Here is a 22,990-nt window from a genome sequence, read left to right on the forward strand (position 1 = left end):
CGATCCATCCGCACATGGATTCAGCGATCGGCCCCGTTGGCAAGGGGGTGGGTAATTACACAAGCGACGTAACAAAACCGATCTTCTTGTTGATGGTCGCAACCTTGTATCGACCTTCGTCGAAGAGGCTGTCTCGAAATCGGACTACATGATGACGCTGAACGGAGTTGACGTCGGTCACGCCAGCGTGACGCGTAAACCGCTCCACTGTCTTCCGCATATCGGCCACGAGGTGCGGATCAACCTTCTTTTTTAGCCGCTCGCGTTCCTTTTCCCACTCGGCAATGCAGTCGTCCAGCGATCGTGATGAACGGGCCGCGGAGACTGGGGTTCGCCGCACGGGCGACACGACGCTCGCCAGATCGCTCAGAGCCTCGGGATCCTTAGGCTGAATCGCGCGACGTCTCCACGGCCCATCGATCGTGTCGGGATGAGGATGGTCGATACGCTCGCCCGCTTCCCGCTTAAAGATCGCTTCGAGACATTCGACTTCGGCCTTGAGAGCCGCACTCATGAATTCCTCTCGGTATGATTTCGAATTTGGAAGAGGCACACCGATCGCGAACAGCATCCGACGGATGATAAGTGCGCGATCGGCCTCGTACTCCGAGACAGTCATACCCTTCAGCTTTCGGTGAAGATCGATCGCAGTGCGGAGGCTCCTGTCATCAAGCCAGAGCCGGTGTCCGCGGCAATCTTCCGAAAAGTGCTCGCCGGTTGCTTTGCGCAGGCGCTCGTGCAGGTCGTCGCGAAGCCATCGCGCCACCAGATATTCGACGACCTTTTCCCATTCGACCCAAGTCCATTCAGCTGTCGGCAGGAGTGTGGCCTCCAGACCAGCGCGCCGACGCGCCGCATCAAACTCCTGTTCGATCTCACGGTCGATGGCGGCCGCGCGATGTCGGGCCTCGCCGGGAAGACGGGTTCGCAATGACCGCTGGATCCGCGGCGCGGAGAACTGGTCGGCAAGGTCTTCAGGGATCCGCCGGACGTACTGATAGACCCCATTCCTCATGGTTACGTAGGCAGGCAGAGACATCGAATCGTCGTCCATGTTATGCACGATGTTATGCACTCCGGCCTTTGTCCAGTCCGAAATGGCGACGACGCTTCAGTGTTTTCAAGAGTTTGCAAGGAAGGTGGTGGGCCCGGAGGGACTCGAACCCCCAACCAAGCGGTTATGAGCCGCCGGCTCTAACCAATTGAGCTACAGGCCCCACGACGACTCGCCTATAGCAAAGCCGGGCTCCCCTCAAGCGGGACTTTCCGAGGCGGGGCGGCAAGAGCGAGAGCGCTTCGCCGGGCCCGTCGGCAGAGCGGCCTCCGCGCCTCCATCGGCCTCTCGCCCTCGTGCCGGAACGGTCCCTGCCCGTGGAAAGACCGGGGGGCAGGCGGCAGCCCGCGATAGCCGGGATCGGCGTCGCGGCTTTCGCTTGGCGCGAAGCCCGTCACCACATTGCAGCCGCGGTCTTCTTCGACAAGACCGCAATCAGATCCAGCCCGTGAGTCTTGCCATGCCCCGTTCGATCCCCGTCCTCGTCGCCGCCATCGTCCTGTCCTTGAGCCTTCAGGCCGCGGCCGAGACCGGGGCCAGCCGCGAGGATCACGATCCGCGGGTCATCGTGGTCAGCGGCTCCGGCGAGGCGAGCGCCAAGCCCGACGTCGCGACGTTGAACTTCACGGTCCTGCGGTCCGGCGAGACGGCGAGAACCGCGCTCGATGCGGCCAATGCCGCCATGCAGCGCGTCATCAACGGCATGCGCAAGCTCGGCGCGGCGGACAAGGATCTCCAGACTTCCGGCTTTTCCATCAACCCGCAATATCGCGCGGACAACCGCAGCGACGGATCGCAGAACCCGCCGGAGATCGTCGGCTACGACGTCCGCAACAGCCTGACTGTCACGGTGCATGACATGGCCGGGGTGGGCGAGTATCTCGACCGGGCGGTGAGCCTCGGCGTCAACCAGGGTGGCGACATCAGCTTCGGCGTCGACGATCCGCAGGCGGTGAGGGACGAGGCACGCCGCGAGGCGATTGCGAAGGCCCGGTCCAGCGCTGCAGTGCTGGCCGAGGCCGCCGGGGTGAGGCTCGGCCGGATCCTGTCGATCAGCCAGCCTTCGGCCGGCAATCCGCCGATGCCCTATCAGCGGTCGATGAAGATGATGGCGGCGGAAGCGGCGAGCAGCGTTCCGGTCGAAGCGGGAGAGAACCGCTTCAGCGAAACCGTGCAGATGGTCTTCGAGATCCAGGATTGACCTTACGGCGGAGAGGGCGGGAGGCGAACTGTCTGCCCCTGCCAGATGCAACGAGGGCAGAGGTTGCGGGGCGGATGACACTCTGACCCGGATCCCGCTGCGAGGCGCGAGGCGCAACGCTCGGTGGAATGTCGAGAGAAAGTCCCGGTCTCGGGCCGGCTCTCGTCTCTGCGCCGCTTAATCGGCGGCGGCCGATCCGCCGCCCGGCGGCAGATCGGGTAGGGACCGACCGCCGGGGCTTTCCGGAAATCCGCCTTAGCGGCGGAAGCCGAGCACGGGGCAGCCGGGGACGCGGGCGAAGCGCACGACTGCATGGCCGCGATGGTGGAACCGGCCGGCGACGGCGATGACGCGGCGGTTGACCCGGCGGATATGCGTCCGGCGAAGGCCGAGGCGGTGCGCCTTGTGAACCGCCTGGCGCGGCGAGCAGGCCGGGCCGCGGACATGGTCGCGCCTATGATGGCGATGGCCGGCAAGATGGATATCGCCGGTGATCTCAATGGTCGGGCCGGCAGCGGCGGCGGGCGCGGCCGTGGCGGCAACGCCGCCGGTGGCGAGTGCTGCGACGATCAGCAGGGTCTTGGCGAAGCGATCGAACATGTCGGGTTCTCCTGTGACAGGCCGGCGCATCGGCCGGCGACGGAGAACACCATGGTCTCTTCGAGCTGAACCCATCCGGAAACGGGCATTCATTCGAGGTTCAGGCGGCCCCTGCCGCAGGGTAGGCAGTCTGGCGCGTGTCGCGCGGTGCAGGTCGGCGCCTTCGCGTCCGATCTTTGGTCGCTGGACGGGAGCCAGCTCGCGGCGCCGGCCGTCGGTGCTCAGTCGATCCGGCGCAGCCAGAACTGCATCAGCTTCTCGGTTTCGCTCTCCTCGCCAATGTCGCGCCAGCGCATCGGCGCACGCAGGCCTGCGACCGGCTCGTAGCCGCGCGCCTGCCAGAACGGATCGAGCGGCCGATAATCGTCCGGCCGCAAGGGGTGGTCGGCGGGCCGGACCACGGCACAGAAGGCGGCGGTGCTGAAACCCTGCATGCGGCCGGCGGACTCCCGCAGGTCGAAGAAGCGATGGCCGATCCCTCTGCCGCGATAGGCGGGATCGAGCACGGATTCGCCGAGATAGAAGATGTCCGCCGGGTCTTCCCCGTGACGTCCGAAGGCCTCGGCAAGCTGCGGCTGGTGGTCGCCGAGGGGCGCTGCCGTCGTCGCACCGACGATGGGGCCCTCGGGGGTCACCGCAATCCCGACGACCGCTCCGGGCGAGGCGGCATAGATCTCCAGATAGCGCGCCTCATAGGCGGGATCGCCCTCGTAGAGATAGGGAAACGACCGGAAGACCGAAATCCGCAGCGCGGCGAGATCGTCGAGCACGCCGGCGATCTCGCCGCCGGAGAGGGTTTCGAGCCGGACCGATTCTTGCGTCCCCGTCATCGTCCCGAGACCGCGGCGATCCAGGATTTGAGGTTGTAATAGGTGGTGATGCGGCTGATCCGGCCGTCATCGATCGCGAAGAACTGTCCGGCGGTGATGGAATAGCGTTGACCGTCTGCCTCCGGCAGACCCTCGGCGGTCGCGAGATATTCGCCGTGGACGGTGAATTCGGCGGCTGCGCGGGTGCCGTCCGCACTTGCCATGATCACCATGTCCGTCAGTGTCTCCCGGTAGTGCCGCGCCATCGTGGCCAGGAAGTCGCGGAACGCCTCGCGCCCGATCTCGCGGCCGCCCTCGTTGAGGTCGTGCGCGACGTCCTCGTCGAGACAGGCGAGCATCCCGCCCCAGTCGCTTGCGTTGAAGGCGGCCAGATACCGCCCGACCAGCGCCTCGGTCTCATCGCGCGAGGTCATGTCTCGTCCTCCATCTTCGCCGCAGGGCCGGGAAGCGGCCGCCGCGGCCGCTGCATCGTCTCTTCAAGAAAGACTTGCGCCGGCTCGAGGCCGGCACGGCGGCAGGCTCTGCGGGCCGTCTCAGTTCGTGACGCCGAACACCTCGGCGCAGCGCGACAGGCTGAAACCTTCGCCGTCGGTATCTCGGCTCGCCCGGATCGCGGTGATCACGCCAGCCGGATTGGTGGTGATCTGCGCCTCGCAGCCGAGCTGCTCCGTCCGCGCCTGCGAGACCAGGACCTGCCCCGGAGGCGCACGGTCCATGCTCATGTCGCCGCCGATATTGATGATCGTCCGCGGCCCCTTCTTCTCCAGCTCCAGTTCCTGCTTGGTCGTCGGGCGATACTGGGCGGGAATGTTGCGGTCGGTCTCGCCGCCGCGCCAGGTGTAGATCGTGCCGCCGCCATTCAGCGGGAACTGGCTCGCCGGCGGGCCATATTGCGAGAAGAAGGCATCGCTCGACTGGCCGATCCAGCGGCCCTGAATGGCCTGGTTGGCTTCTTCCGTGGTCGTGCATCCAGCCATGCCCGCGGCAAGACACGCCGCCAGGCCGGCAATCGACAGACGCAGCTTCATTCTGGATTGTCTCCCATACGAATCGGTATTCCTCGCCAGCTGGCGTGCGCATGGCAGAAGATCGCAACGTGCCGTTTCGTCAAGCCTTTGTCATGCCGGCCGGGTGCGCCCGCTCAGCCGCCGCGAAGCGGACGGCCGACCCGGGTGCGGATCTGCGAGAACACCTGGTCGGGCACGAAGAAATCGGCAACCGGCTCGCCGCCCTCTGGCCCATAGGCGGAGAAGTCTTCGACGCCTTCCTCCATCAGCACGAGCTCGTCGATGAAGAAATTGCCGGTCGCCTGGCGGGAAGGCCGGGTGAGGATGGCATGGGCCGCGTCGGCGACGATGTCGGGCTTCCGGCTCATCCGCGCGACCGCGTGGCCGCCGAGGAGATTGCGCACGGCGGCGGTGTCGATCGCCGTCGCCGGCCAGAGCGAATTGGCCGCGATCCCGTCTGCTCTGAGTTCCTCCGCGAGCCCGAGCGTGACCATCGACATGCCGAACTTCGCCATGGAATAGGCAAGGTGCGGCGCGAACCATTTTGCACTCATGTCGAGCGGCGGCGAAAGCGTCAGGATGTGCGGGTTCTGCGCCGATTTCAGATGCGGGATCGTGGCTCGGGAGACGAGGAACGTCCCGCGCGCATTGACCTGATGCATCAGGTCGAAGCGCTTCATCTCGGTGTCGAGCGTACCGGTCAGCTGGATCGCGGAGGCGTTGTTCACGGTGATGTCGATGCCGCCGAACCGATCGACCGCGGCGGCCACGGCCCGGTTCACCTGATCCTCGTCGCGGATGTCGCAGGTGACGGCGAGGCCCTTGCCGCCGGCGGCCTCGATCGCGTCGACGGCCGTGTGGATTGTTCCGGGGAGTTTCGGATGCGGCTCGTCGGTCTTCGCCGCGACGACGACATTGGCGCCATCGCGAGCGGCCCTCAGCGCGATCGCAAGGCCAATGCCGCGAGAGCCGCCCGAGACGAACAGGGTCTTGCCGCGCAGCGAGCGATTGTCGGTCATGGCCGCCCTCAACGGTTATATCCGAGAGGCAGATGGCGCGGGGGTGCGGCGCTTCAATCCCGGTTTTTTGCGCGCAGCCCATGCTGCGGTCGCTACCGCCTACGGCTTGCGCGCGGCCTCGGCCTCGCGGACGGCCTCCTGATGGTACCAGCAATCGTCGATGATCACGGGTGCTGGTGACGCTTGACGAGGGGCGTTGGATCCGTTGCGCGACCTTGCATCGGGCCTGGGCCGGAACTGCAGGATCTTGGCGCTGGGTCGGTTGGTCTGTTCGGACATGGTCTTGGTCTCACTTGGCGCCGGGCTGACATCTCGGTCTTTTTCCGGCCGTTTCTTCCCTAGGTGTGTATGCATATCACAGATGCAATCTGCTCAAAATAAAATCATCAAACGGCTAAATAATAGGCAGGTCGTAATCTGCCGTCTCGCGCCTCGCCGGGCAGGCGCGGGCTCGTCTTCGACTTTGGGCGAAGCGACTGCGGCAGTGTCGATTGCGGCGATCCGCTTCCACTCAACGCGCGGGGCGCGGAAAAGTGCCCGGTAACGCGGAAGCGAAGGGGCGTCGTCGTCGCAGGGAGCGAAATATCGCCGTAGGCGGCGCGGATTTGGCACGCGACATGCATCGTTTCATCCGGTCGCCGGCCGCGCCTGATCGCCTGCCGCGATCGGCCGGGGCGGTTCGTGTTTCGCACCACCCGCATCGCAACGACGAGAAAAGCAAATGACGAAGTACAAGCTCGAATATATCTGGCTGGACGGCTACACACCGGTCCCCAATCTGCGCGGGAAGACGCAGATCAAGGAATTTCCCGAGTTTCCGACGCTGGAGCAGCTGCCGCTCTGGGGCTTTGACGGCTCCTCCACGATGCAGGCCGAGGGCCACAGCTCCGATTGCGTCCTGAAGCCGGTCGCCTGCTATCCCGATCCCGACCGCACCAATGGCGTGCTCGTCATGTGCGAAGTGATGATGCCCGACGGCGAGACGCCGCATGCGTCGAACAGCCGCGCGACGATCCTCGACGATGACGACGCCTGGTTCGGCTTCGAGCAGGAATATTTCTTCTACAAGGACGGCCGCCCGCTCGGTTTCCCGACGCAAGGCTATCCCGAGCCGCAGGGCAAGTACTACACCGGCGTCGGCTATAGTGCCGTCGGTGCCGTCGCCCGCGAGATCGTCGAGAAGCATCTCGACCAGTGCCTGGCCGCAGGCATCAACCACGAGGGCATCAACGCCGAGGTCGCCAAGGGCCAGTGGGAGTTCCAGATCTTCGGCAAGGGCTCCAAGAAGGCCGCCGACCAGATGTGGATCGCCCGCTATTTGCTCCAGCGGCTGACCGAGAAATACGGCATCGACATCGAGTATCACTGCAAGCCGCTCGGCGACACCGACTGGAACGGCTCGGGCATGCATTGCAACTTCTCGACCAAGTACATGCGCGAAGTCGGCGGGAAGGACTATTTCGAACAGCTGATGGCGCAGTTCGAGACGAACCTCCATGACCATATCGCCGTCTACGGCCCGGACAATCACCTTCGCCTGACCGGCAAGCACGAGACCGCGCCGTGGAACAAGTTCTCCTACGGCATCGCCGATCGGGGTGCGTCGGTTCGCGTGCCGCATTCCTTCGTGAAGAACGGCTACAAGGGCTATCTCGAGGATCGCCGCCCGAACTCGCAGGGCGACCCCTATGCCATCGCCTCGCAGGTGCTGAAGACGATCTCGGAAGTCCCGCTCGGCGCCGAGAAGTCCGCGGCGGCCTGAGCCTGACGGCAGGACGATCTTCCATGAGGCGGCCGGCTCCTTCGGGGGGCGGCCGCTTTTCGTTTCCGGTCTTGCGCTTCGGGGCGTCTATGTCCCGGAAGAGGGGTGCGGCGCGCCGTAGCGCAGCCCGTCCATGATCAGCGACACCAGCCGGCGCGAGCGCTCGTGCCAGTCCGGGCCGTCGGAGGCGGAATAGATGCTCGACAAGGCATGCAGCACGTCGGCGCTGTCGGCATCGGGCCGGATCGTGCCGGCTGCCACCGCCTTCTCCATCAGGCCCCGGAAGGTTCGCGGCACGAGGCCGTGGGTTTCGGCGAAGAGCGGGGAGTTGGATTCGAGCAGCAGCTTGAGGCTGTCCCGCATGCCCCGCTTGGTGGCGATGTAGTCGACATAGCGCTGCATCCATTCGGCGAGCGCGGCATCGGCGCTTCGGCTCTGCGACAGCTCGTCCGCCGCGGCGACCAGCCCCTCAACCTCGTGCCGATAGACCGCCTCGATCAGCGCCTCGCGGGTCGGGAAGTGGCGGTAGAGCGTGCCGGTGCCGACGTCCGCCTCGCGCGCGATCGCCTCCAGCGACGCATCGACGCCTGACCGCGCGAAGGCCTTCGCCGCGATCGCGACGAGTTTTTCGCGGTTGCGCCTCGCGTCGGCGCGCATCGGCCGGCCTGCCGCCGGTCCGTCGTCTCTGTCTGTCATGCATGATCGCGACACGACCCGATCCCATCTCGGTGAACATTTTTTCGGGCCGGACTTGAACCTGTGCAAGCAGGCATTACCTCGGCGCTAACCGGAGGCTCCTCCGGTTAATGCGGAGCGCCCCGATCACCTTATCGCACCCGATTGCCGGCCTGTCACCGCCGGCTGGCGGCGCGAGGCGGTGGGTCGCCGCGCGCGTATCCGATTGAATCCCGTGCGGAGCGCGATCGCTTTGCCGTCCGATCCCACTGTTGTGACACAATCTTTCCCGATGGCCGGATCCCCATTCGCATCCGGATCGCGCGCTGACGGGACGCCTTTCGCCTCTCGAAGGAGACAGCTCATGGCGAGCCTGAGATCGATGGAACTCAACATCAACGGCGTGCTCCATGCCGTCACGCTGGAGCCGCGGGTGACGCTGCTCGACGCGCTGCGTGAGCATCTGGGCCTCACCGGGACCAAGAAGGGCTGCGATCAAGGCCAGTGCGGCGCCTGCACCGTGCATGTCGACGGCGAGCGCGTGCTCGCCTGCCTCACTCTGGCGGTCCAGGCGGAGGGCCGGGAGGTGACGACGATCGAAGGGTTGTCGGGCGAGGACGGCACGCTCGATGTCGTGCAGCAGGCCTTCCTGGAGGAGGACGCCTTCCAGTGCGGCTATTGCACGCCGGGCCAGGTCATGTCGGCCGTCGCCTGCATCCGCGAGGGCCACGCCGGCACGGACGCGGAAATCCGGGAGTTCATGGCCGGCAATCTGTGCCGCTGCGGTGCCTATAACGGCATCGTCGCGGCCGTGCGCAAGGCGGCGCAGAGCGTGGAAGGAGCCACGGCGTGATCGACTTCGACTATACCCGCGCGAAGAGCCTCGACGAGGCAGCGAGCTTGGCGGCCGATCCAGGCGCGGCGCTCCTCGCCGGCGGAACCACGCTGATCGACCTTGCCAAATGCGGCGTAGCCAAGCCGCGAACCGTGGTCGACATCACCCGGCTGCCGGATCTCCCGGCGATCGCGCACAACGAGGACGGCGCGACGATCGGCGCGCTCGCCACGATGAGCCGCGTCGCCGCCGATGCCGGAGTCCAGGCGCGCTTTCCGGCGGTCTCGCAGTCGCTGCTCCTCGCCGCTTCCGCGCAGCTGCGCAACATGGCGACGATCGGCGGCAATCTCCTGCAGCGCACGCGCTGTTCTTATTTTCGCGATCCCGCCGGCTATCCCGCCTGCAACAAGCGCCGGCCCGGCTCGGGCTGCTCGGCGCTGGAGAACGTGACCCGCGACCACGCGATCCTCGGGACCAGCGACCAGTGCATCGCGCTCTATCCGGGCGATCTCGCCGTCGCCCTCACGGCCTTCGACGCGACCATCCGCACGGACCGGCGCGAGATCCCGATCGCGGACTTCTTCCTCGAACCGGACGGTGCGCCGGAGCGCGAGACGGTACTGGACCCCGGCGAGATCGTCACCGCGGTGCATGTACCGGCGTCGGCGGCGGCCGCAAATTCCACCTATCTGAAGGTCCGCGACCGCGCCTCCTACGAGTTCGCGGCTGCGAGCGCCGCCGTCGGCCTCGAACTCGAGCCGGACGGGAAGACGATCCGCGACATCCGCGTCGCGCTCGGCGGCGTCGCGACAAGGCCCTGGCGGGCGGAGGCGGTCGAGGCCGCGCTGACGGGCAGGGTGCTCGACGAAGCGAGTGTCCGCGAGGCAAGCCGCTCGGCGGTCGAGGGCGCCAAGTCCTGGCCGGGCAATCGCTACAAGATCGAACTTCTCCCACGCGTCGTCGCACGCGCGATCCTCAAGGTCGGAGGAATCCGATGAGCCTCACGGACACTCAAACCAAATTCGGCCGTGCTGCCGACAGCGAAGCGAACGGTCCGCTCGGGCGGGTGAGCGTGCGGGGAGACGGCGCGCCGAAGGTCCGGGGCGCTGCGACCTATGCGCTGGAACAGCCGGTCGAAAACGTCCTCCATTGCGTCCTCGTCCAGGCGACAATCGGGGCGGGCCGCGTCGTGGCGATTGACAAGGGCGCGGCCGAGGCGGCGCCAGGCGTGCGGCTGGTGCTCGACACTGAGAATTCGCTGAAGCTCAAGCCGATGCCGGACTTCTTCGGCAACACCCCGCCGGGCGATACCTATGTGCCCTTCGCCCGCGAGGTGCGCTTCAACGGGGAGCTCGTCGCGGCGGTCGTCGCCGATACGCTGGAAGAGGCCCGTGCCGCCGCTGATCTCCTCGACATCGCCTACGAGGAAGCACCGAGCGTGCCGACCTTCGCCGACGCGCGGGCCGGCGAGGGGCGCTCTACGGATGCCCTTGCCAAGGAGTGGGGCGAGCCGGAGGTCGCCTATCGCGATGCGCCCGTCCGCTTCGAAGGAACTTACGAGACGCCGCGCGAATACAATGTGCCGATCGAGCCGCATGGGCTGATCGCGCATTGGGAGGAAGACGACCGGCTGACGATCTACGAGCCGACGCAATGGGTCGACGGCACCGCGCGGAATTATGCCGGCTGGTTCGGCCTTGCCTTCGAGAATGTCCGGATCGTCTCGCCCTATATCGGCGGCGGCTTCGGCTCGAAGGCGCAGGGCCTGCCGCATTCGGCGGCCGCGGCGATTGCCGCGAAGATGCTCGGCCGGCCGGTGAAGCTGGCGGTGACGCGGCCCCAGACCTTCACCGCCTATGGCGGCCGCCCGGCTACGCGCCAGACGCTGAAGCTTTCGGCGACGCCGGATGGCAAGCTCGTCTCACTCGACCACGACGCCGCCAGCGAAACCTCGGTCTACGGCAATTTCGCCGAGACGCTCGGCGTCGTCACCAAGATGATGTACGCCGTGCCGAATTTCCGCTCGCGCCAGCGGGTCGTGCCGGTCAATACGGTGCTGCCGGGCCCGTTCCGCGCGCCGGGCAAGAACCCCAGCGCCTTCGCCCTGGAATGCGCGATGGACGAGCTTGCGGTCGAGCTCGGTATCGATCCGGTGGAACTGCGTCGGCGGAACGAGCCGGACCACGACTACGAGAACGGTAAGCCCTGGTCATCGCGGCGGCTCTTGCAATGCTACGACGTTGCGGGCGAGGCCTTCGGCTGGGCAGGGCGGAACCCCGAGCCGCGATCGATGCGCGACGGCCGCGAGCTGATCGGCTGGGGCATGGCCGTCGGCACGCATCCGGTCTACGCCGCGCCGGGCGAGGCGACGGTGCGGGTGCTTTCCGACGGATCGGTCGAGGTGCTGTCGAGCGCCATCGACATGGGGACCGGGACCTACACCATCCTCGCCCAGACTGCGGCGGACGTCCTCGGCGTTCCCGTCGAATCCGTCTCGGTGAAGCTCGGCGATTCCCGGCTCGGCCGCGCGCCGGTCGCCGGCGGCTCGCAGCTCGCCAATCTGATGACGGCGGCGGTCCACAAGACGGCGCTTGCGGCGCGGGACGAACTGGTTACCCTCGGCCTCACCGATCCCCGTTCGCCGCTGCGCGACCAGGCGAACACGCTGACCGTCAAGGACGGACGAATCGGTGCCCCGCGCGGGGCGGCCATCCCGGTCGGAGAGCTCCTGTCGGCGACAGGGCGCGACCATCTCCAGGTCACGCGTGACACGCTGCCGCCGGGCGAGCGTTCGGTCGAGGAGCGCCAGCGTATGTTCTCGACGCTGGCGGGCCGCGGATCGCTGCCCGAAGCGCCCGTGTCGAAGCACTCCTTCTGCGCCCACTTCATCGAGGTTCGTGTCGACGAGGACTTCGGCACGGTCCGCGTCTCGCGCGTCGTCACGGCGCTCGATGCCGGCCGGCTCTACAATCCCAAGCTCGCCGAGAGCCAGTTCAAGGGCGGCATCGTGATGGGTATCGGCATGGCGCTGCTCGAAGAGGGCGTCACCGACCCGCGCAACGGCCGCATCCTCTCATCGAACCTTGCCGATTACCGCATCGCGACGAATGCCGATGTCCCGGACATCGAGACGATCTCCGTGGGCGAGCCAGACTATGACGCGACGCCGCTCGGCGGCAAGGCGGTTGGCGAGCTCGCCATCGTCGGCGTCGCCCCGGCAATCGCCAACGCGGTCTGCCACGCGACCGGCAAGCGTGTGCGCAGTTTGCCGATTACGCTGGAGAGTTTGCTGTAACGTCCGGCTGGCTGGCGTGGGCTGAACAAAGCGCGCCGGGGCGCAAGCCTCGCGGGGCTGCGCCGCGGCCGCTTTCGTTAGTCGGAGCTTGCAGGGCGGGCACCTGACCGGACGGCTCCCGAAAAGGGACCGATCCGGCGAAGGCAGACTTACCGCGCCAGCGCGCTCTGGCGCATGTCGCCGGTGCGCTTGAGGCTCATGCCGATCACCGGGACGAGCTGCGAGGCGACGCGCACCGAGACCGTGATCGCCAAGGCGTCGTCGCCGTCGAGACGGGCGATCATTGCGCCCTTCAGCTGCTTGCGGTCGAGGCCGACGACGATCCTGTCGCCGTCGACATTGCCGGAGACGATGTCGAGGCCGCGGCCCTTGGCGCCGTCCTGGAAGGCGCCGCGATAGCCGTTGCCAGCGCGCGTGACTTCGGCGCGCATCGGCTGCGAGAACAGGCCGACGCGGCAGGAGCCGTCGAGCGCGACGCCGACAGTCTTGGAGGGACGGGCGCCGTCGAAGGTGCAGACGAATTTCGTGCCCTTGTATTTGCCGGCGACGACTTCGCCCGGGCCGGACCAGCTACCCTGAACCCTCTGGAAAAAGGCTTCGTCGGAATCGGCGAATGCAGGTGTCGCCACGACCGAGCCGGCGATGGCGAGGGCGAGACCGGCAGCGGCGGGACGCAACATGGACAAACCTTCCTGACTTGAAAAACCAAGCGTTTACCCTGTCAGTATCGCTGCGAACGGTTAATCAAGCCTTGCGCCGGTCGGTCCCTTCACGCGCTCGTGTCCCGTCTGCGCATCGCCCGTTCGGCGAGCGAGTTGCTGCCGCCGATCACCGAGAGTTCGCCCAGCATGTCCGAGATCGTCGGCCGGCGCTCGCGAAGGAAGGGCAGGGGACGGCAGAGATCCATGGCGGCGAGGCCGACCCGGGCGGTCAGGAGGCCATTGACCACGCCCTCGCCGAGCCGCGAGGAAAGCCGTGCGGCGACGCCATGGCCGAGCAGCTGCTGGACGACGCCGTCGCCGATCGCGATGGAGCCGGTGACCGCGAGATGGGCGACGACGTTGCGCGTCAGGCGGATCAGGCCGAGCGTTCCCGGCCGTGCGCCATAGAGTTCGGACATGCGACGGATCAGCTTAACCGTCTCGAACAGGACGTAGGAAACGTCGACCAGCGCCTTGGGGCTGACCGCCGTCACCACGGAGACCCGCTTGGCCGAGGCGAGGACCAGGGCCCGCGCCTCGATGTCGAGCGGCACGAGGAGCTCGCGTTCGGCCAGCGCTACGAGGTCGGCGGGATCAATGACGTCGTCGGCCACGGCGGCGAGGCGCGCGCGTCCCTCGGCCGTCTGCGGCCGGCCGCTGATCAGCGTGGTCAAGGCTGCAACGGCGGACCGCGCCTCGGGTAGCGAATCCGATTGATAGGCGGCGAGGCCCTTCTGGCGCTCGCGGTCGATCGCGCCGAGCCGCATCAGGCCGATCGCCTCACGCGCCGCGACGCCGATGGCCCCGATCACGAAGAGGGCGGCGACGGCGAGTGCCGTCCAGCCGAGCCATTCGTTGCGCTCGAAGAGCTGGCGGACGATGTCGTCGACGGCAAGACCGACGGCAAAGGAGACGAGAATGCCGAAGGCGGTGACGAACAGCTTTCCGAAGGAAAAGCCCCGCCGGATCGGCGAAGCCGGCTCGACCTCCAGCCCCTCCAGCACATCCTGGTCGACCGCCTCGTCCGGATCGATCTCCAGCCGGGCGAGATCCTCGAAGGCGCGCGGCGGCCGTTGCGCGACTTCCGGCGCGGCCCGCTGTTCTTCCGCCTCGCGCTCGGCGCCAGGCAGCCGGTAGGCGCCCGGCCGGCGGCGCGGTCTGTTCGGGTCGTCGCTCATGTCAGGCGGTCTCCGATGAGGAATTCCAGAGCCCGGTCGAGCCGGATATGCGGCAGCGACAGGGTGACGCCCTCGGCCGAGCGTTCCAGCCGCGGCGGCCGGAAGCGGACGAACTGGATGGCACCGGCCGCAAGCTCGCCGTCCGCCTTGAACAGCGCTGCCGGATCGGCCGGAAGATCGCCGGGAAAGATGCCGGTCTCGCTCTTGCCGTCGAAGCTTTCGTCGCCGATCCGCTCGCCGGCGGCAGGCGTGCCGACGATGAGCGGCAGCGTCTCGCCATTCTCCTCGACGCTCGCCTCGCGCGTGGCGCGGACGGCGGCCATGGCGAGGACCTCGGTGCGGGCTCCGGAGAACCGCGCCCGCTTGGTCGCGTCGTCGACGAGGCGCCTGACGATCGCTTCCAGCCGGCGGTGGCTGTCGCGATGAAGGTGGTCGGCCTTGGTCGCGGCGACGAGGATCTTGTCGATCCGCCGGGTGAGGAAGGAGGCGAGCCAGGAACTGCGGCCGGGCCGGAAACAGGCGAGAATGTCGGTCAGCGCGGTCTCGAGATCGGCGACCGCTTCCGGCCCGGCATTGATCGCCTGAAGCGCGTCGACGAGCAGGATCTGCCGGTCGAGCCGTGCGAAATGTTCCCGGAAGAACGGCTTCACCACCACCGATTTGTAGGCCTCGTAGCGCCGCGCCATCAAAGCCGCGAGCGAGCCTTTCGGATAGTTCTTGCCCTTTTCGACCGGCAGCGGCGCGAAGGAGAGGGCGGGCGAGCCTTCGAGATCGCCCGGCATCAGGAAGCGCCCGGGCGGCAGGGTCGACAGCGCCGTACGATCCTGGCGGCAGGCCTGGAGATAGCCGGCGAAGGCCGCCTTCAGCGCCTGCACCGTCGGCTCGTCGGCCTTGGCCTCGAGATCCGTCCGGTCGATCAGCGCCAGATACTCTCGCGCCACCTCGCGGCGCGACGGCAGCCGCGCCCGTTCGATCGCCTCGGTCGAAAAGGCCCGGAAGTCCTTGTCGATCAGCGGCAGGTCGAGCAGCCATTCGCCGGGATAGTCGACGATGTCGATCGACAGGCGTCCGCCGGGCAGCATGCGCCGCCATGTGGAGGCGGATTCGAAGTCGATGGTCAGTCGCAGTTCGGAGATCGCGCGGGTCGACTGCGGCCAGGCGCGGTCTTCGAGGATCGTGCGGATATGGTCCTCGTACTGGAAGCGCGGGACCGCATCGTCCGGCTGCTCCTCCAGATAGGTGCCGAGGATGCGCCCGTCGGCCTTCGCCCGGAACATCGGCAGGCGTCCCTCATGGAGGAGGTTGTGGACGAGCGCGGTGATAAACACCGTCTTTCCGGCCCGCGACAGGCCGGTGACGCCCAGCCTCAGGGTCGGATGCAGGAGATGCGAGGTGCGATCGGTGAAATTGTCGAGGACGAGGCGGGCTTCGTCGGCGAGGGAAGTCATCGGGGCGAGGAGCCGTCCACGTCTGAGGAAAGTTGCCGTCGATATAGGTGGTGCGGCCGCCGATCAGTAGACCGGCCGGCGCCTCAGCGTTCCTCGCGGGGGATGATCACACCCGCCAGGAAGCCGGTTTTCGGCGCGATTTCGCCGAGCGGCCGGTCGAAGGCGATCGTCGCGAAGGCCGAGGTGGGAAATCCCTCAGCGATCGCCTTGAGCGCCTCCCGTTCGCCGTCTGCGACCAGCGAACGGGCGAAATCCTCCACCATCGGATTGTGGCCGACGAGAAGCACGGCGTTCCTGCCGGAGTGGCGCTTCGCTGCCGCGTAATAGGCCTCGGTGCCGAGCGCGTAGAGGTCGTTGGACAATTCTTCGAAGAGGCCGGCCGGCAAGGCCGGGCGGATCGCCTCCAGCGTCTCGATCGCCCGCACCGCGGTGGAGCAGATCACGGCGTCGATGCCGATCTCGGCATCCTGCAGCAGGCGGCAGAGCAGCTCCGCCTCACGACGTCCGCGCTCGTCCAGCGGCCGCTGATGATCGCGCTGGCCGGGGCTCGCCCAGGAGGAATGGGCGTGCCGGAGAATGAGGAGGCTGGTCTTGGACGATCCGGTCATTTACCCGGAGTAAGACGAAACGCGCGGCCGGGCAATCCGCCGCCTTTTGCCGGCCCTCGTTGTTTGGGCCGGCATGACCGGATGGTCACGAAACCAAGCCTTGCGACCGGGCGTTGCCCTCACGACCACACAGCATGAAAGGGACGATCATGACCAGCGACAATGCTGCAGCAGACCGCAATCCGCCGGCGACGCCGAGCGACGAGGCCGACCGCAAGCAGCTTCGCCTCGCCAAGGAGGAGGGCGCGAAATATCTCGCATCGCTGGAATACATGGCGAACGAGGTCGCCGACAATGGCGGCCAGCAGCATGCCGGCGACTTCATCGTCGCCTTCGCGCAGGAGCGCGCCGAGGGCATGTACGAGATGAAGGACGGCAAGCTCGAATGGGCGGAGGCCGCCAAGGACAAGAACTGCCACATGGAGATCGCCGTCCTCGACGCGACCGACCACCGCTTCGTGCCCTATCTTGACATCACCTGCACGCTGAAGAAGGAGGGCGAGCCGCCGGTCGAGTTCAAGCCGCAGTTCCTCTGGCATCCCGGGCTCTATCACTACGGCCAGGATCTGAAGGTTCCCGGAGACGGCACCTACGATCTTCATGTCGCGATCGCCGCCCCCACCTTTCCACGCCACGACGAGGTGAACGGCAAGCGCTACGGCGAGCCGGTCGAGGTGACGTTCGAAAAGATCGCCATCACCACCGGGCGGGAATAGCCCGGCCGTCTGCGGCCCGCGCCGGCCTGCATCTTGGCAAGTCCGGCGCGGCAGGCTTCGGAGGAAGTCAGGCCTCCGCCGGGAGCCGCGCCGATCGGGGATTTTCGCGCTGGCGGTCGGGCACCTTCAGCCGGCTGGCCAGGAAGGCGAGGATCAGGAAGATCGCGATCTGGTAGACCAGCGCCGCCTCGAAGGCGTCGCGATAACCGGCATGAGACGCCGTCTGACCGCCGAGCGTGCCGAAGAAGATTTCGCCCACGATCGCGACGCCGAGGGCTCCGCCGATCTGCTGGAACGATTGCAGCATGCCCGAGCCCGAGCCCGCGTCGCGCGTCTCCACCACCATCAGGATCGTCGCGAAGAGCGGCGCCACGGTAATTCCCATGCCTAGGCCGCACAGGAAGAGCGGCGGGAGCAGGCTCCAATGGCTGACGCTGTCGGTCACCCCGCCGACCACCGCGTAGAGGATGGCCATGCCGGCTGCCAGGATGAGCGGCCCGACAATCAGTCGGGCCTTGGCCATGCGCGAGCCGAAGCGGCCGGAAATCAGCGAGGCGATCAAGACGCCGACGGGGAAGGGAACGGTGGCAAGGCCCGACTGGAGCGGTGAGTAGTCGAAGCCGACCTGCAGGAAGATCGCCACGACGAAGAAGAAGCCGGGAATCCCCGCGAAGAGCGCCGATGTCATTGCGAGGCCGAGCAGGAAGTGCCGGTTCTCCATCAGTTTGACCGGGAGAAGCTGCGTCGTCCCGCGCCGTTCCCGTCGCCGCTCCCAGGCGATGAAGCCGGCGGCCAGCGGCAGCGAAGTCGCGAGGAGTGCGAAGCACCAGAGCGGCCAACCGAATTCGCGGCCCTCGACCAGCGGGATGACGACGGAGAATATGGCCGCCGCGGCGAGCAGTATCCCGACGAAGTCGAGCGGCTCGCGCCGGCCGCCCTCGGTGGTCGGGATGAGCGTCCAGCCGGCCGCTATCGCAAAGAGCCCCACCGGCAGGTTGACGAGGAAGATCGGCCGCCAGGCAAGGTCGTAGATGTCGGCGGAGATCAGCGCGCCGCCGGCGAGAGGCCCCGCCACCGATGCGAGCCCCGCGGTGACGCCGAAGAAGGAGAAGGCGAAGCCGCGCTCCTCAGGCGGGAAGGTCACCTGCACCAGCGCCAGCACCTGCGGCATCATCATTGCCCCGGTCAGCCCCTGCAGCGCCCGCGCGACGACCAGAATGCCGATCGTGGGGCTCATTCCGCACAGGAGCGAGCAGAGCGTGAAGCCGGAGACGCCCATCAGGAACATGCGCTTGCGGCCGACGATGTCGCCGAGCCGGCCGAAGGGCAGGAGGCCCAGCGCGAAGGCGATGATGTAGGCCGCCACCACCCATTCGATCTGCGAGCTCGTCGCCCCGAGATCGTCCCTGAGGCTCGGGATCGCGACGTTGACGATGGTCACGTCGATGAGATTCATGAAACCGGCCAGGAGCAGGACGGCGAGCGTCAGCCAGCGGCGCGGGTTCGGCTCGGCGCTCGCCGGGCGGTCGGAACGGGTCAATGCCGGATCCTTCGGATGAGGGCTTTTCGAGCGCCTTATTCAGGACAGGACCACGGCTCTGCAAGGGGCGGTGCGTCGCGGCCGCAGCAAGCTCGTGGGATTCGCCGGCGGCGTCGAGGCGCTCGCGGCGGTGCCCCTCTCGCCTCGCGCACCGGCCGGCGATGCGCGCCGGGCTGTCGCGGCCCGAGCCGTCTATGGCTTCTCGCGGCAGACCCTCGCTCCGGCCCCGGCTCCGGTCGGCACCAGCACCGGCTTCACCAGCCGGCGCCGCTCATGCGCGGTGCTGGCGACCGGAATACCGCGATAGAGCTGCTTCGTCGCCTCGATGATGACGACGCCCGCGAAGATCGGCCAGAGGTCCCGGCCGAGCTTTTCGAGGGCAGGCGCGACGGACAGGAGCGTGCGCTTGTGGGAGGGCGGAAACAGAAGTGCCTCGGACCAGGAGGACGGCGTGAACATCACACCGCGCATCAGCCGGGTGAGCTGGCCGCGCGACCAGGGCCGGCCGGAGCCGAAAGGGGTGTGCTCGAACCGCGCCCAGACGCCGCGCCGATGCGGCACGACGACGATGAGGCGACCGCCGGGGGCAAGCACCCGCCAGCATTCGGACAGTAGCGCCTCCGGGCTCTCGGCAAATTCCAGCGCATGCACCATCAGGATGCGGTCGATCGAAGCGTCGCCGAGCGGCAACTCCTCGACGCCGACGAGGGCCGTCCGCGAGGCGGCGCCAGCCGGCCAGCACTGGGCGCCCTGGCCGCCTGGCATGAAGGCCAGCGCCCGCTCCGCATCACCGGCGAAGCGATCGATATAGGGGATGGCGTAGCCCAGGCCTAGCAGCCGCTCTTCCGAGATCGGCCGCCATAGCGGCGTCAGCGCGAGCGAGACCGCGCGCGTCGCCGCCTTGCCGAGGGGAGACGCGTAGAAGCCCGAAAGGTCGATGATGTCGGCGTTGCTCGTCAGTGTGACCGGTTCCCAAAAATCGCAGCGGCAGGTCCGGGAGCGAAGGCCCCGCGACCAGACAAGATGCCAGCATAAGACGATAGCAAGCTAGCTCGAAACTCCCGTTGCGATTCTCGCCGTCGCGAAGGACGTCGGCACGAGAGCCGCGCGGTCGCCTGCGGACGCCTTCCTCTGCGTTCAGCCGCCATGTCGGGTGCAGAGCCGTGCGGGATCGTGGCTGACAATCGCCGAGGCTGCGCTAGCTCGGTGCGTGACCTCGGCGGGACACGAAGGATATTGAAGCGATGACGTCACTTGAAATCCGGCAGTTTTCCTGCCGAAGCGACAATTTCGGCGTTCTGGTCCATGCGCCGGACGCCGGCACGACCATCGCCATCGACACGCCGGAGGAGGGGCCGATCCTTGCCGCGCTTGAGGAGGCCGGCTGGCGCCTGACCCACATCCTGACGACCCATCACCACGCCGATCACGTTGCGGCGAACGAAGCGCTCAAAGCCCGCTTCGACGCCACCATCTACGGCCCGGCCAAGGAGCGGGCGAAGATCCCGGGCATCGACAAGGCGGTCGAGGGCGGGGACGTCGTCGACGTCGGCGGGGTGCGGGTCGAGGTGATCGACACGCCGGGCCACACGCTGGGCGAGGTCTCCTACTATCTGCCGGAGGGCAAGGCCGTGTTCGCCGGCGACGCGCTGTTCTCACTCGGCTGCGGGCGGCTGTTCGAAGGCGACGCCGCGATGCTCTGGGAATCGCTGAAGCGCCTGCGCGCGCTTCCCGACGAGACCATGCTGTATTGCGGCCATGAATATACCGCGACCAACGCCCGCTGCGCCCTTTCGATCGATTCGCAGAACCTCGCCCTGCAGGAACGCGTGAAGGAGGTCGAGACCCTGAGGGTCGAGCACAAGTCGACGCTTCCGGTCCAGCTCGGTCGCGAGAAGAAGACCAATCCATTCCTGCGAGCCGACGATCCGGAGTTGCAAGCGGCGATGGGAATGTCGGATGCAGATCCTGCGGCGGTCTTCGCCGCGCTCAGAGCCAAGAGGGACCAATACTGATATGAGTTCGGCCGCGTTGAAGATCGTCAAGACGCTGGGGCTGAAGCCCCACCCGGAGGGAGGCTGGTACCGCGAGACGTTCCGGGACGAGGCCGTGGACGAGACGGGTCGCTCCCGCTCCACGGCCATCTACTACATGCTGGAAGCGGGCGAGACCTCTGAATGGCATCGCGTCGTCGACGCCGCCGAGGTCTGGCACTGGTATGGCGGGGCGCCGCTGGTGATCACCATTTCCCAAAACGGCCACGATGCCTCCGCGCATCATCTCGGGCCGGATGTCGAGGCGGGGCAGACGCCGCAGTTCGTGGTCCCGGCCGGCTGCTGGCAGACCGCGACGACGCTCGGCGAATACACGCTGGTCGGCTGCACCGTGGCGCCGGCCTTCGCGTTCGAGAAGTTCGAGATGGCGCCGGAAAACTGGCGGCCCACGCCGCGCAAGGCGAGCGCGGACTGAGCCGGCCGAACGGTCGCACCGTGGCCGCTGCCGCCGCCTACGCGCAGCGGCGGGTGCGCGGGCCGTCGTTTGCCGCGTCGGCGTCATCTTCGTCTTCGTCGGCTTGGGCCTCGGTGTCGGCCGCAGCGGCGAGAACCACGCTCACCTGCCGGCGGATGTCGGCGATCGAAAACGGCTTGTCGAGAACACCGACGACGATCGCCGCGAGATCCTCCGCGGCTTCCTTCTGCTCGGCATAGCCGGTCATCAGGAGGATCGGCAGCGACGGCCATTTCTCGGCGGTGGCATGGGCGAGTTCGATACCGGTCATCGCCGGCATGCGGATGTCGGACAGGAGCAGGTCGAAGCCGCCCTCCGATTCTTCCAGAATCTCGAGCGCCATCTCGCCGTCTTCGGCCGTGACGATGTCATGGCCTTCAAGGCCGAGCGCCCGCGAAACAAGCCGGCGCACGCCCAGGTCGTCCTCGGCGATCAAGATCTTCGCCACGCCGGCCTCCTCCTCATCATGAGAATGCGTGTACCAACACCATTAGCCGCCGTAGCTGGTTTGAAGCTTGCCGCGCAACCCCGTTCGTCGATCTATGCTTACTCGACCACCCGCCCGATGAAGGGAAGCTCGCGAAAGGCATGGCCGACATCCATGCCGTAGCCGACCACGAAGTGATCCGGGCAATCGAACCCGACATAGTCGGCCTCGATCTCCGTCTTCCTGCGCATCCGCTTGTCGAGCAGGACTGCGATCTCCACGGCCTTGGCGCCCCGGGACAGGAGGAGGTCGCGGGCGAAGGCGATCGTGCGGCCCGATTCCAGGATGTCGTCGATCAGGAGGATCGTCCGATCCTTCACCTCGCTGTCGACATCGCGCAGCACGCGCACGGCGCCGCCCTCGGTGCCGGCGCCGTAGCTCGACAGCGAGATGAATTCCACCTCCGGCGCCAGCCCTGCCCGGTGCATGGCCCGGATCAGGTCGGCGGCGAAGACGAATGAGCCCTTGAGGATGGAGACGGCGAGGAGGTTCTCCGACGACCTCGCCGCGATCTCGTCCGCGATCCGGTCGATCTCCGCGGCGATCCGGCCCTCATCGAAGAGGACGTCGATGTGCTTGCCCCGAACGGTGATCACGAGCGGGCCGCGTCCATCGGCGCCGGACCGACGCTGACCTCTCCCTTGGTCCCTTCGGGAACCGCGATCAGCGACACGAAGCCGACCGACTGGTGCGGGTCGAGCCGGTCCACGTCCGGCCGGAAAGGCTTGGTCTCGATCTTCCCGTCGAAGTGGCGGAAGGCGATCCTGAGCGGGGGAACCAGCATCGGCACCGCGGTCTCGTTGACGATGGTGCCGGCGACCGACAGGACGGCGCCGTCGCCGCGCGTTGTGAGGCTTGCCTCGACGTTGCGGATCGCCACGGCAGAGCCCGGATCGGTGAGGGAGGTGGCCGCCACCGGCGACTGCGGAAGAGCGACGAGGAACGACGGGATAAGGGCGAGGCCGAGCGCGAAGGCCCCGGCGGCGAGGGCGGCCTGGCCAAGCGGCATGCGGGGCGATGGCTTTGTCTTTGCGGCGTTCCGCGGCGCTGCCGGATCGGGCGACGGGCCTACCCCCGCGGCTGCCGCCTGCGCCTGCCATAGAAGATCGCGGTTTTCCGGCCGCTGTCTCCGGCTGCTGCCCGCCCCGGCCTGCTGCGCGCTTCGCCGCCGGCCGAAAACGGGCGTCTCCTGCGGCTCGTGCTGCTGGAACGCGGCGAAGGCCGCCGCCTTCTCCTCGCGGCTTTTGACACGAGAGCTGCGGCTCGTGACTTCGGCGACGCCGTCGATCACGGTGATCGCGTCAAGCCCCTGCCGCGGGCGCCCAATGCGTTCGCCCGTCGTGCTCGAGGCGCTGCTGCCATGATCGCTCATTTGCATCGGCTCCGCTTTTCGGTTCAGCAAGCGGTAAGGAATTATGCTTAACAAACCCTGAAGCGCGGCGCGAGCGACCGGAAGCACACGGGGTGCGGGCGCGCTGGCGGGGGCGATCCCCGCTTCGGGCCGTCGCCGCACCGAGCCTTCGACC

The 22,990-nt window shown here is 67.3% G+C and carries 25 protein-coding genes and 1 tRNA gene; 8 read left to right on the plus strand and 18 right to left on the minus strand.

Features of this window, described 5'->3' with window-relative positions; genetic code table 11:
* Positions 1–55: 55 nt before the first annotated feature.
* Both LH400_RS07190 and LH400_RS07195 read right to left on the minus strand, forming a co-directional pair.
* On the minus strand, positions 56–1,054 hold the full coding sequence (locus LH400_RS07190) for a DUF6538 domain-containing protein (protein WP_229151994.1): 999 nt from the start codon (positions 1,052–1,054) through the stop codon (positions 56–58).
* Between the two features lie 86 nt (positions 1,055–1,140).
* Positions 1,141–1,217 (minus strand) — tRNA-Ile (locus tag LH400_RS07195).
* A gap of 297 nt (positions 1,218–1,514) precedes the next feature.
* Between LH400_RS07195 and LH400_RS07200 the strand changes: the two genes are divergently transcribed.
* The gene (locus LH400_RS07200) at positions 1,515–2,255 is read left to right on the plus strand and encodes an SIMPL domain-containing protein (RefSeq protein ID WP_229151995.1); all 741 of its coding nucleotides are present in this window, start codon (positions 1,515–1,517) and stop codon (positions 2,253–2,255) included.
* 255 nt (positions 2,256–2,510) lie between these two features.
* Here LH400_RS07200 and LH400_RS07205 read toward each other — a convergent pair whose 3' ends face one another.
* From LH400_RS07205 to LH400_RS07230, 6 genes are all read right to left on the minus strand, one after another.
* Positions 2,511–2,855 carry a hypothetical protein gene (locus LH400_RS07205; protein ID WP_229151996.1) on the minus strand — a complete coding sequence of 115 codons (345 nt, stop codon included), beginning with the start codon at positions 2,853–2,855 and terminating at the stop codon, positions 2,511–2,513.
* 221 nt (positions 2,856–3,076) lie between these two features.
* The gene (locus tag LH400_RS07210) at positions 3,077–3,685 is read right to left on the minus strand and encodes a GNAT family N-acetyltransferase (protein WP_229151997.1); all 609 of its coding nucleotides are present in this window, start codon (positions 3,683–3,685) and stop codon (positions 3,077–3,079) included.
* Complete coding sequence (locus LH400_RS07215; RefSeq protein WP_229151998.1) at positions 3,682–4,098, minus strand: ketosteroid isomerase-related protein; 417 nt, start codon at positions 4,096–4,098, stop codon at positions 3,682–3,684. The genes LH400_RS07210 and LH400_RS07215 overlap by 4 nt, the downstream gene beginning before the upstream one ends.
* Positions 4,099–4,218: 120 nt before the next feature.
* Positions 4,219–4,713 (minus strand): hypothetical protein, encoded by a 495-nt coding sequence (locus LH400_RS07220; RefSeq protein WP_229151999.1) that lies wholly within the window; start codon positions 4,711–4,713, stop codon positions 4,219–4,221.
* 113 nt (positions 4,714–4,826) lie between these two features.
* Positions 4,827–5,711 carry an SDR family oxidoreductase gene (locus LH400_RS07225; protein WP_229152000.1) on the minus strand — a complete coding sequence of 295 codons (885 nt, stop codon included), beginning with the start codon at positions 5,709–5,711 and terminating at the stop codon, positions 4,827–4,829.
* A 99-nt stretch (positions 5,712–5,810) separates the two neighbouring features.
* Positions 5,811–6,065, minus strand: a complete 255-nt coding sequence (locus LH400_RS07230; RefSeq protein WP_370638348.1) for a DUF2735 domain-containing protein — start codon at positions 6,063–6,065, stop codon at positions 5,811–5,813.
* Positions 6,066–6,432: 367 nt separating this feature from the next.
* Between LH400_RS07230 and LH400_RS07235 the strand changes: the two genes are divergently transcribed.
* A complete protein-coding gene (locus LH400_RS07235; RefSeq protein WP_229152002.1) occupies positions 6,433–7,473 on the plus strand; it encodes a glutamine synthetase beta-grasp domain-containing protein in 1,041 nt (346 codons plus the stop codon).
* Positions 7,474–7,560: 87 nt separating this feature from the next.
* Here the strand turns inward: LH400_RS07235 and LH400_RS07240 are convergent, their stop codons facing one another.
* On the minus strand, positions 7,561–8,169 hold the full coding sequence (locus LH400_RS07240; protein ID WP_229152003.1) for a TetR/AcrR family transcriptional regulator: 609 nt from the start codon (positions 8,167–8,169) through the stop codon (positions 7,561–7,563).
* Between the two features lie 343 nt (positions 8,170–8,512).
* Between LH400_RS07240 and LH400_RS07245 the strand changes: the two genes are divergently transcribed.
* Genes LH400_RS07245 through LH400_RS07255 form a run of 3 tightly spaced genes read left to right on the plus strand, consistent with a single transcriptional unit; the run spans position 8,513 to position 12,278 of the window.
* The gene (locus LH400_RS07245; RefSeq protein ID WP_229152004.1) at positions 8,513–9,001 is read left to right on the plus strand and encodes a (2Fe-2S)-binding protein; all 489 of its coding nucleotides are present in this window, start codon (positions 8,513–8,515) and stop codon (positions 8,999–9,001) included.
* Complete coding sequence (locus LH400_RS07250; protein WP_229152005.1) at positions 8,998–9,981, plus strand: FAD binding domain-containing protein; 984 nt, start codon at positions 8,998–9,000, stop codon at positions 9,979–9,981. The genes LH400_RS07245 and LH400_RS07250 overlap by 4 nt, the downstream gene beginning before the upstream one ends.
* Complete coding sequence (locus tag LH400_RS07255; RefSeq protein WP_229152006.1) at positions 9,978–12,278, plus strand: xanthine dehydrogenase family protein molybdopterin-binding subunit; 2,301 nt, start codon at positions 9,978–9,980, stop codon at positions 12,276–12,278. The genes LH400_RS07250 and LH400_RS07255 overlap by 4 nt, the downstream gene beginning before the upstream one ends.
* Before the next feature lie 149 nt (positions 12,279–12,427).
* On the opposite strand, the gene LH400_RS07260 is transcribed toward LH400_RS07255, so the two are convergent.
* The 4 genes from LH400_RS07260 to LH400_RS07275 all read right to left on the minus strand — a co-directional run bounded on the left by LH400_RS07260 (position 12,428) and on the right by LH400_RS07275 (position 16,213).
* Complete coding sequence (locus LH400_RS07260) at positions 12,428–12,958, minus strand: hypothetical protein (protein WP_229152007.1); 531 nt, start codon at positions 12,956–12,958, stop codon at positions 12,428–12,430.
* A gap of 89 nt (positions 12,959–13,047) precedes the next feature.
* Positions 13,048–14,157, minus strand: coding sequence for a YcjF family protein (locus LH400_RS07265; protein ID WP_229152008.1), 1,110 nt, complete (start codon positions 14,155–14,157; stop codon positions 13,048–13,050).
* On the minus strand, positions 14,154–15,605 hold the full coding sequence (locus LH400_RS07270; RefSeq protein ID WP_229152009.1) for a YcjX family GTP-binding protein: 1,452 nt from the start codon (positions 15,603–15,605) through the stop codon (positions 14,154–14,156). Before LH400_RS07270 ends, LH400_RS07265 begins: the two co-directional genes overlap by 4 nt.
* Positions 15,606–15,688: 83 nt before the next feature.
* Positions 15,689–16,213 (minus strand): SixA phosphatase family protein, encoded by a 525-nt coding sequence (locus tag LH400_RS07275; RefSeq protein ID WP_229152010.1) that lies wholly within the window; start codon positions 16,211–16,213, stop codon positions 15,689–15,691.
* Between the two features lie 149 nt (positions 16,214–16,362).
* On the opposite strand from LH400_RS07275, the gene LH400_RS07280 reads away from it, so the two are divergent.
* Positions 16,363–16,929, plus strand: coding sequence for an iron transporter (locus LH400_RS07280; RefSeq protein ID WP_229152011.1), 567 nt, complete (start codon positions 16,363–16,365; stop codon positions 16,927–16,929).
* 67 nt (positions 16,930–16,996) lie between these two features.
* Here LH400_RS07280 and LH400_RS07285 read toward each other — a convergent pair whose 3' ends face one another.
* Positions 16,997–18,469: an MFS transporter gene (locus LH400_RS07285; RefSeq protein ID WP_229152012.1), complete on the minus strand. Its 1,473-nt coding sequence runs from the start codon at positions 18,467–18,469 to the stop codon at positions 16,997–16,999.
* Between the two features lie 192 nt (positions 18,470–18,661).
* On the minus strand, positions 18,662–19,429 hold the full coding sequence (locus tag LH400_RS07290) for a class I SAM-dependent methyltransferase (protein WP_229152064.1): 768 nt from the start codon (positions 19,427–19,429) through the stop codon (positions 18,662–18,664).
* A 284-nt stretch (positions 19,430–19,713) separates the two neighbouring features.
* On the opposite strand from LH400_RS07290, the gene gloB reads away from it, so the two are divergent.
* Complete coding sequence (gene gloB / locus LH400_RS07295; protein ID WP_229152013.1) at positions 19,714–20,484, plus strand: hydroxyacylglutathione hydrolase; 771 nt, start codon at positions 19,714–19,716, stop codon at positions 20,482–20,484.
* Position 20,485: 1 nt separating this feature from the next.
* Positions 20,486–20,938 (plus strand): cupin domain-containing protein, encoded by a 453-nt coding sequence (locus LH400_RS07300; RefSeq protein WP_229152014.1) that lies wholly within the window; start codon positions 20,486–20,488, stop codon positions 20,936–20,938.
* Between the two features lie 37 nt (positions 20,939–20,975).
* Here the strand turns inward: LH400_RS07300 and LH400_RS07305 are convergent, their stop codons facing one another.
* The 3 genes from LH400_RS07305 to LH400_RS07315 all read right to left on the minus strand — a co-directional run bounded on the left by LH400_RS07305 (position 20,976) and on the right by LH400_RS07315 (position 22,836).
* Complete coding sequence (locus LH400_RS07305) at positions 20,976–21,425, minus strand: response regulator (RefSeq protein ID WP_229152015.1); 450 nt, start codon at positions 21,423–21,425, stop codon at positions 20,976–20,978.
* Positions 21,426–21,523: 98 nt separating this feature from the next.
* A complete protein-coding gene (gene hpt, locus LH400_RS07310; protein ID WP_229152016.1) occupies positions 21,524–22,060 on the minus strand; it encodes a hypoxanthine phosphoribosyltransferase in 537 nt (178 codons plus the stop codon).
* A complete protein-coding gene (locus tag LH400_RS07315) occupies positions 22,057–22,836 on the minus strand; it encodes a hypothetical protein (RefSeq protein ID WP_229152017.1) in 780 nt (259 codons plus the stop codon). The genes hpt and LH400_RS07315 overlap by 4 nt, the downstream gene beginning before the upstream one ends.
* Between the last annotated feature and the right edge of the window lie 154 nt (positions 22,837–22,990).

Source organism: Jiella soli, assembly GCF_020615385.1.
Lineage (GTDB): Bacteria > Pseudomonadota > Alphaproteobacteria > Rhizobiales > Rhizobiaceae > VKMB-3413.

Coding starts and splice junctions, on each gene's coding strand:
- LH400_RS07190 (WP_229151994.1), bottom strand. CDS start 1,054: ATGGACGACGATTCGATGTCTCTGCCTGCCTACGTAACCATGAGGAAT.
- LH400_RS07200 (WP_229151995.1), top strand. CDS start 1,515: ATGCCCCGTTCGATCCCCGTCCTCGTCGCCGCCATCGTCCTGTCCTTG.
- LH400_RS07205 (WP_229151996.1), bottom strand. CDS start 2,855: ATGTTCGATCGCTTCGCCAAGACCCTGCTGATCGTCGCAGCACTCGCC.
- LH400_RS07210 (WP_229151997.1), bottom strand. CDS start 3,685: ATGACGGGGACGCAAGAATCGGTCCGGCTCGAAACCCTCTCCGGCGGC.
- LH400_RS07215 (WP_229151998.1), bottom strand. CDS start 4,098: ATGACCTCGCGCGATGAGACCGAGGCGCTGGTCGGGCGGTATCTGGCC.
- LH400_RS07220 (WP_229151999.1), bottom strand. CDS start 4,713: ATGAAGCTGCGTCTGTCGATTGCCGGCCTGGCGGCGTGTCTTGCCGCG.
- LH400_RS07225 (WP_229152000.1), bottom strand. CDS start 5,711: ATGACCGACAATCGCTCGCTGCGCGGCAAGACCCTGTTCGTCTCGGGC.
- LH400_RS07230 (WP_370638348.1), bottom strand. CDS start 6,065: ATGCATACACACCTAGGGAAGAAACGGCCGGAAAAAGACCGAGATGTC.
- LH400_RS07235 (WP_229152002.1), top strand. CDS start 6,433: ATGACGAAGTACAAGCTCGAATATATCTGGCTGGACGGCTACACACCG.
- LH400_RS07240 (WP_229152003.1), bottom strand. CDS start 8,169: ATGACAGACAGAGACGACGGACCGGCGGCAGGCCGGCCGATGCGCGCC.
- LH400_RS07245 (WP_229152004.1), top strand. CDS start 8,513: ATGGCGAGCCTGAGATCGATGGAACTCAACATCAACGGCGTGCTCCAT.
- LH400_RS07255 (WP_229152006.1), top strand. CDS start 9,978: ATGAGCCTCACGGACACTCAAACCAAATTCGGCCGTGCTGCCGACAGC.
- LH400_RS07260 (WP_229152007.1), bottom strand. CDS start 12,958: ATGTTGCGTCCCGCCGCTGCCGGTCTCGCCCTCGCCATCGCCGGCTCG.
- LH400_RS07265 (WP_229152008.1), bottom strand. CDS start 14,157: ATGAGCGACGACCCGAACAGACCGCGCCGCCGGCCGGGCGCCTACCGG.
- LH400_RS07270 (WP_229152009.1), bottom strand. CDS start 15,605: ATGACTTCCCTCGCCGACGAAGCCCGCCTCGTCCTCGACAATTTCACC.
- LH400_RS07275 (WP_229152010.1), bottom strand. CDS start 16,213: ATGACCGGATCGTCCAAGACCAGCCTCCTCATTCTCCGGCACGCCCAT.
- LH400_RS07280 (WP_229152011.1), top strand. CDS start 16,363: ATGACCAGCGACAATGCTGCAGCAGACCGCAATCCGCCGGCGACGCCG.
- gloB (WP_229152013.1), top strand. CDS start 19,714: ATGACGTCACTTGAAATCCGGCAGTTTTCCTGCCGAAGCGACAATTTC.
- LH400_RS07300 (WP_229152014.1), top strand. CDS start 20,486: ATGAGTTCGGCCGCGTTGAAGATCGTCAAGACGCTGGGGCTGAAGCCC.
- LH400_RS07315 (WP_229152017.1), bottom strand. CDS start 22,836: ATGAGCGATCATGGCAGCAGCGCCTCGAGCACGACGGGCGAACGCATT.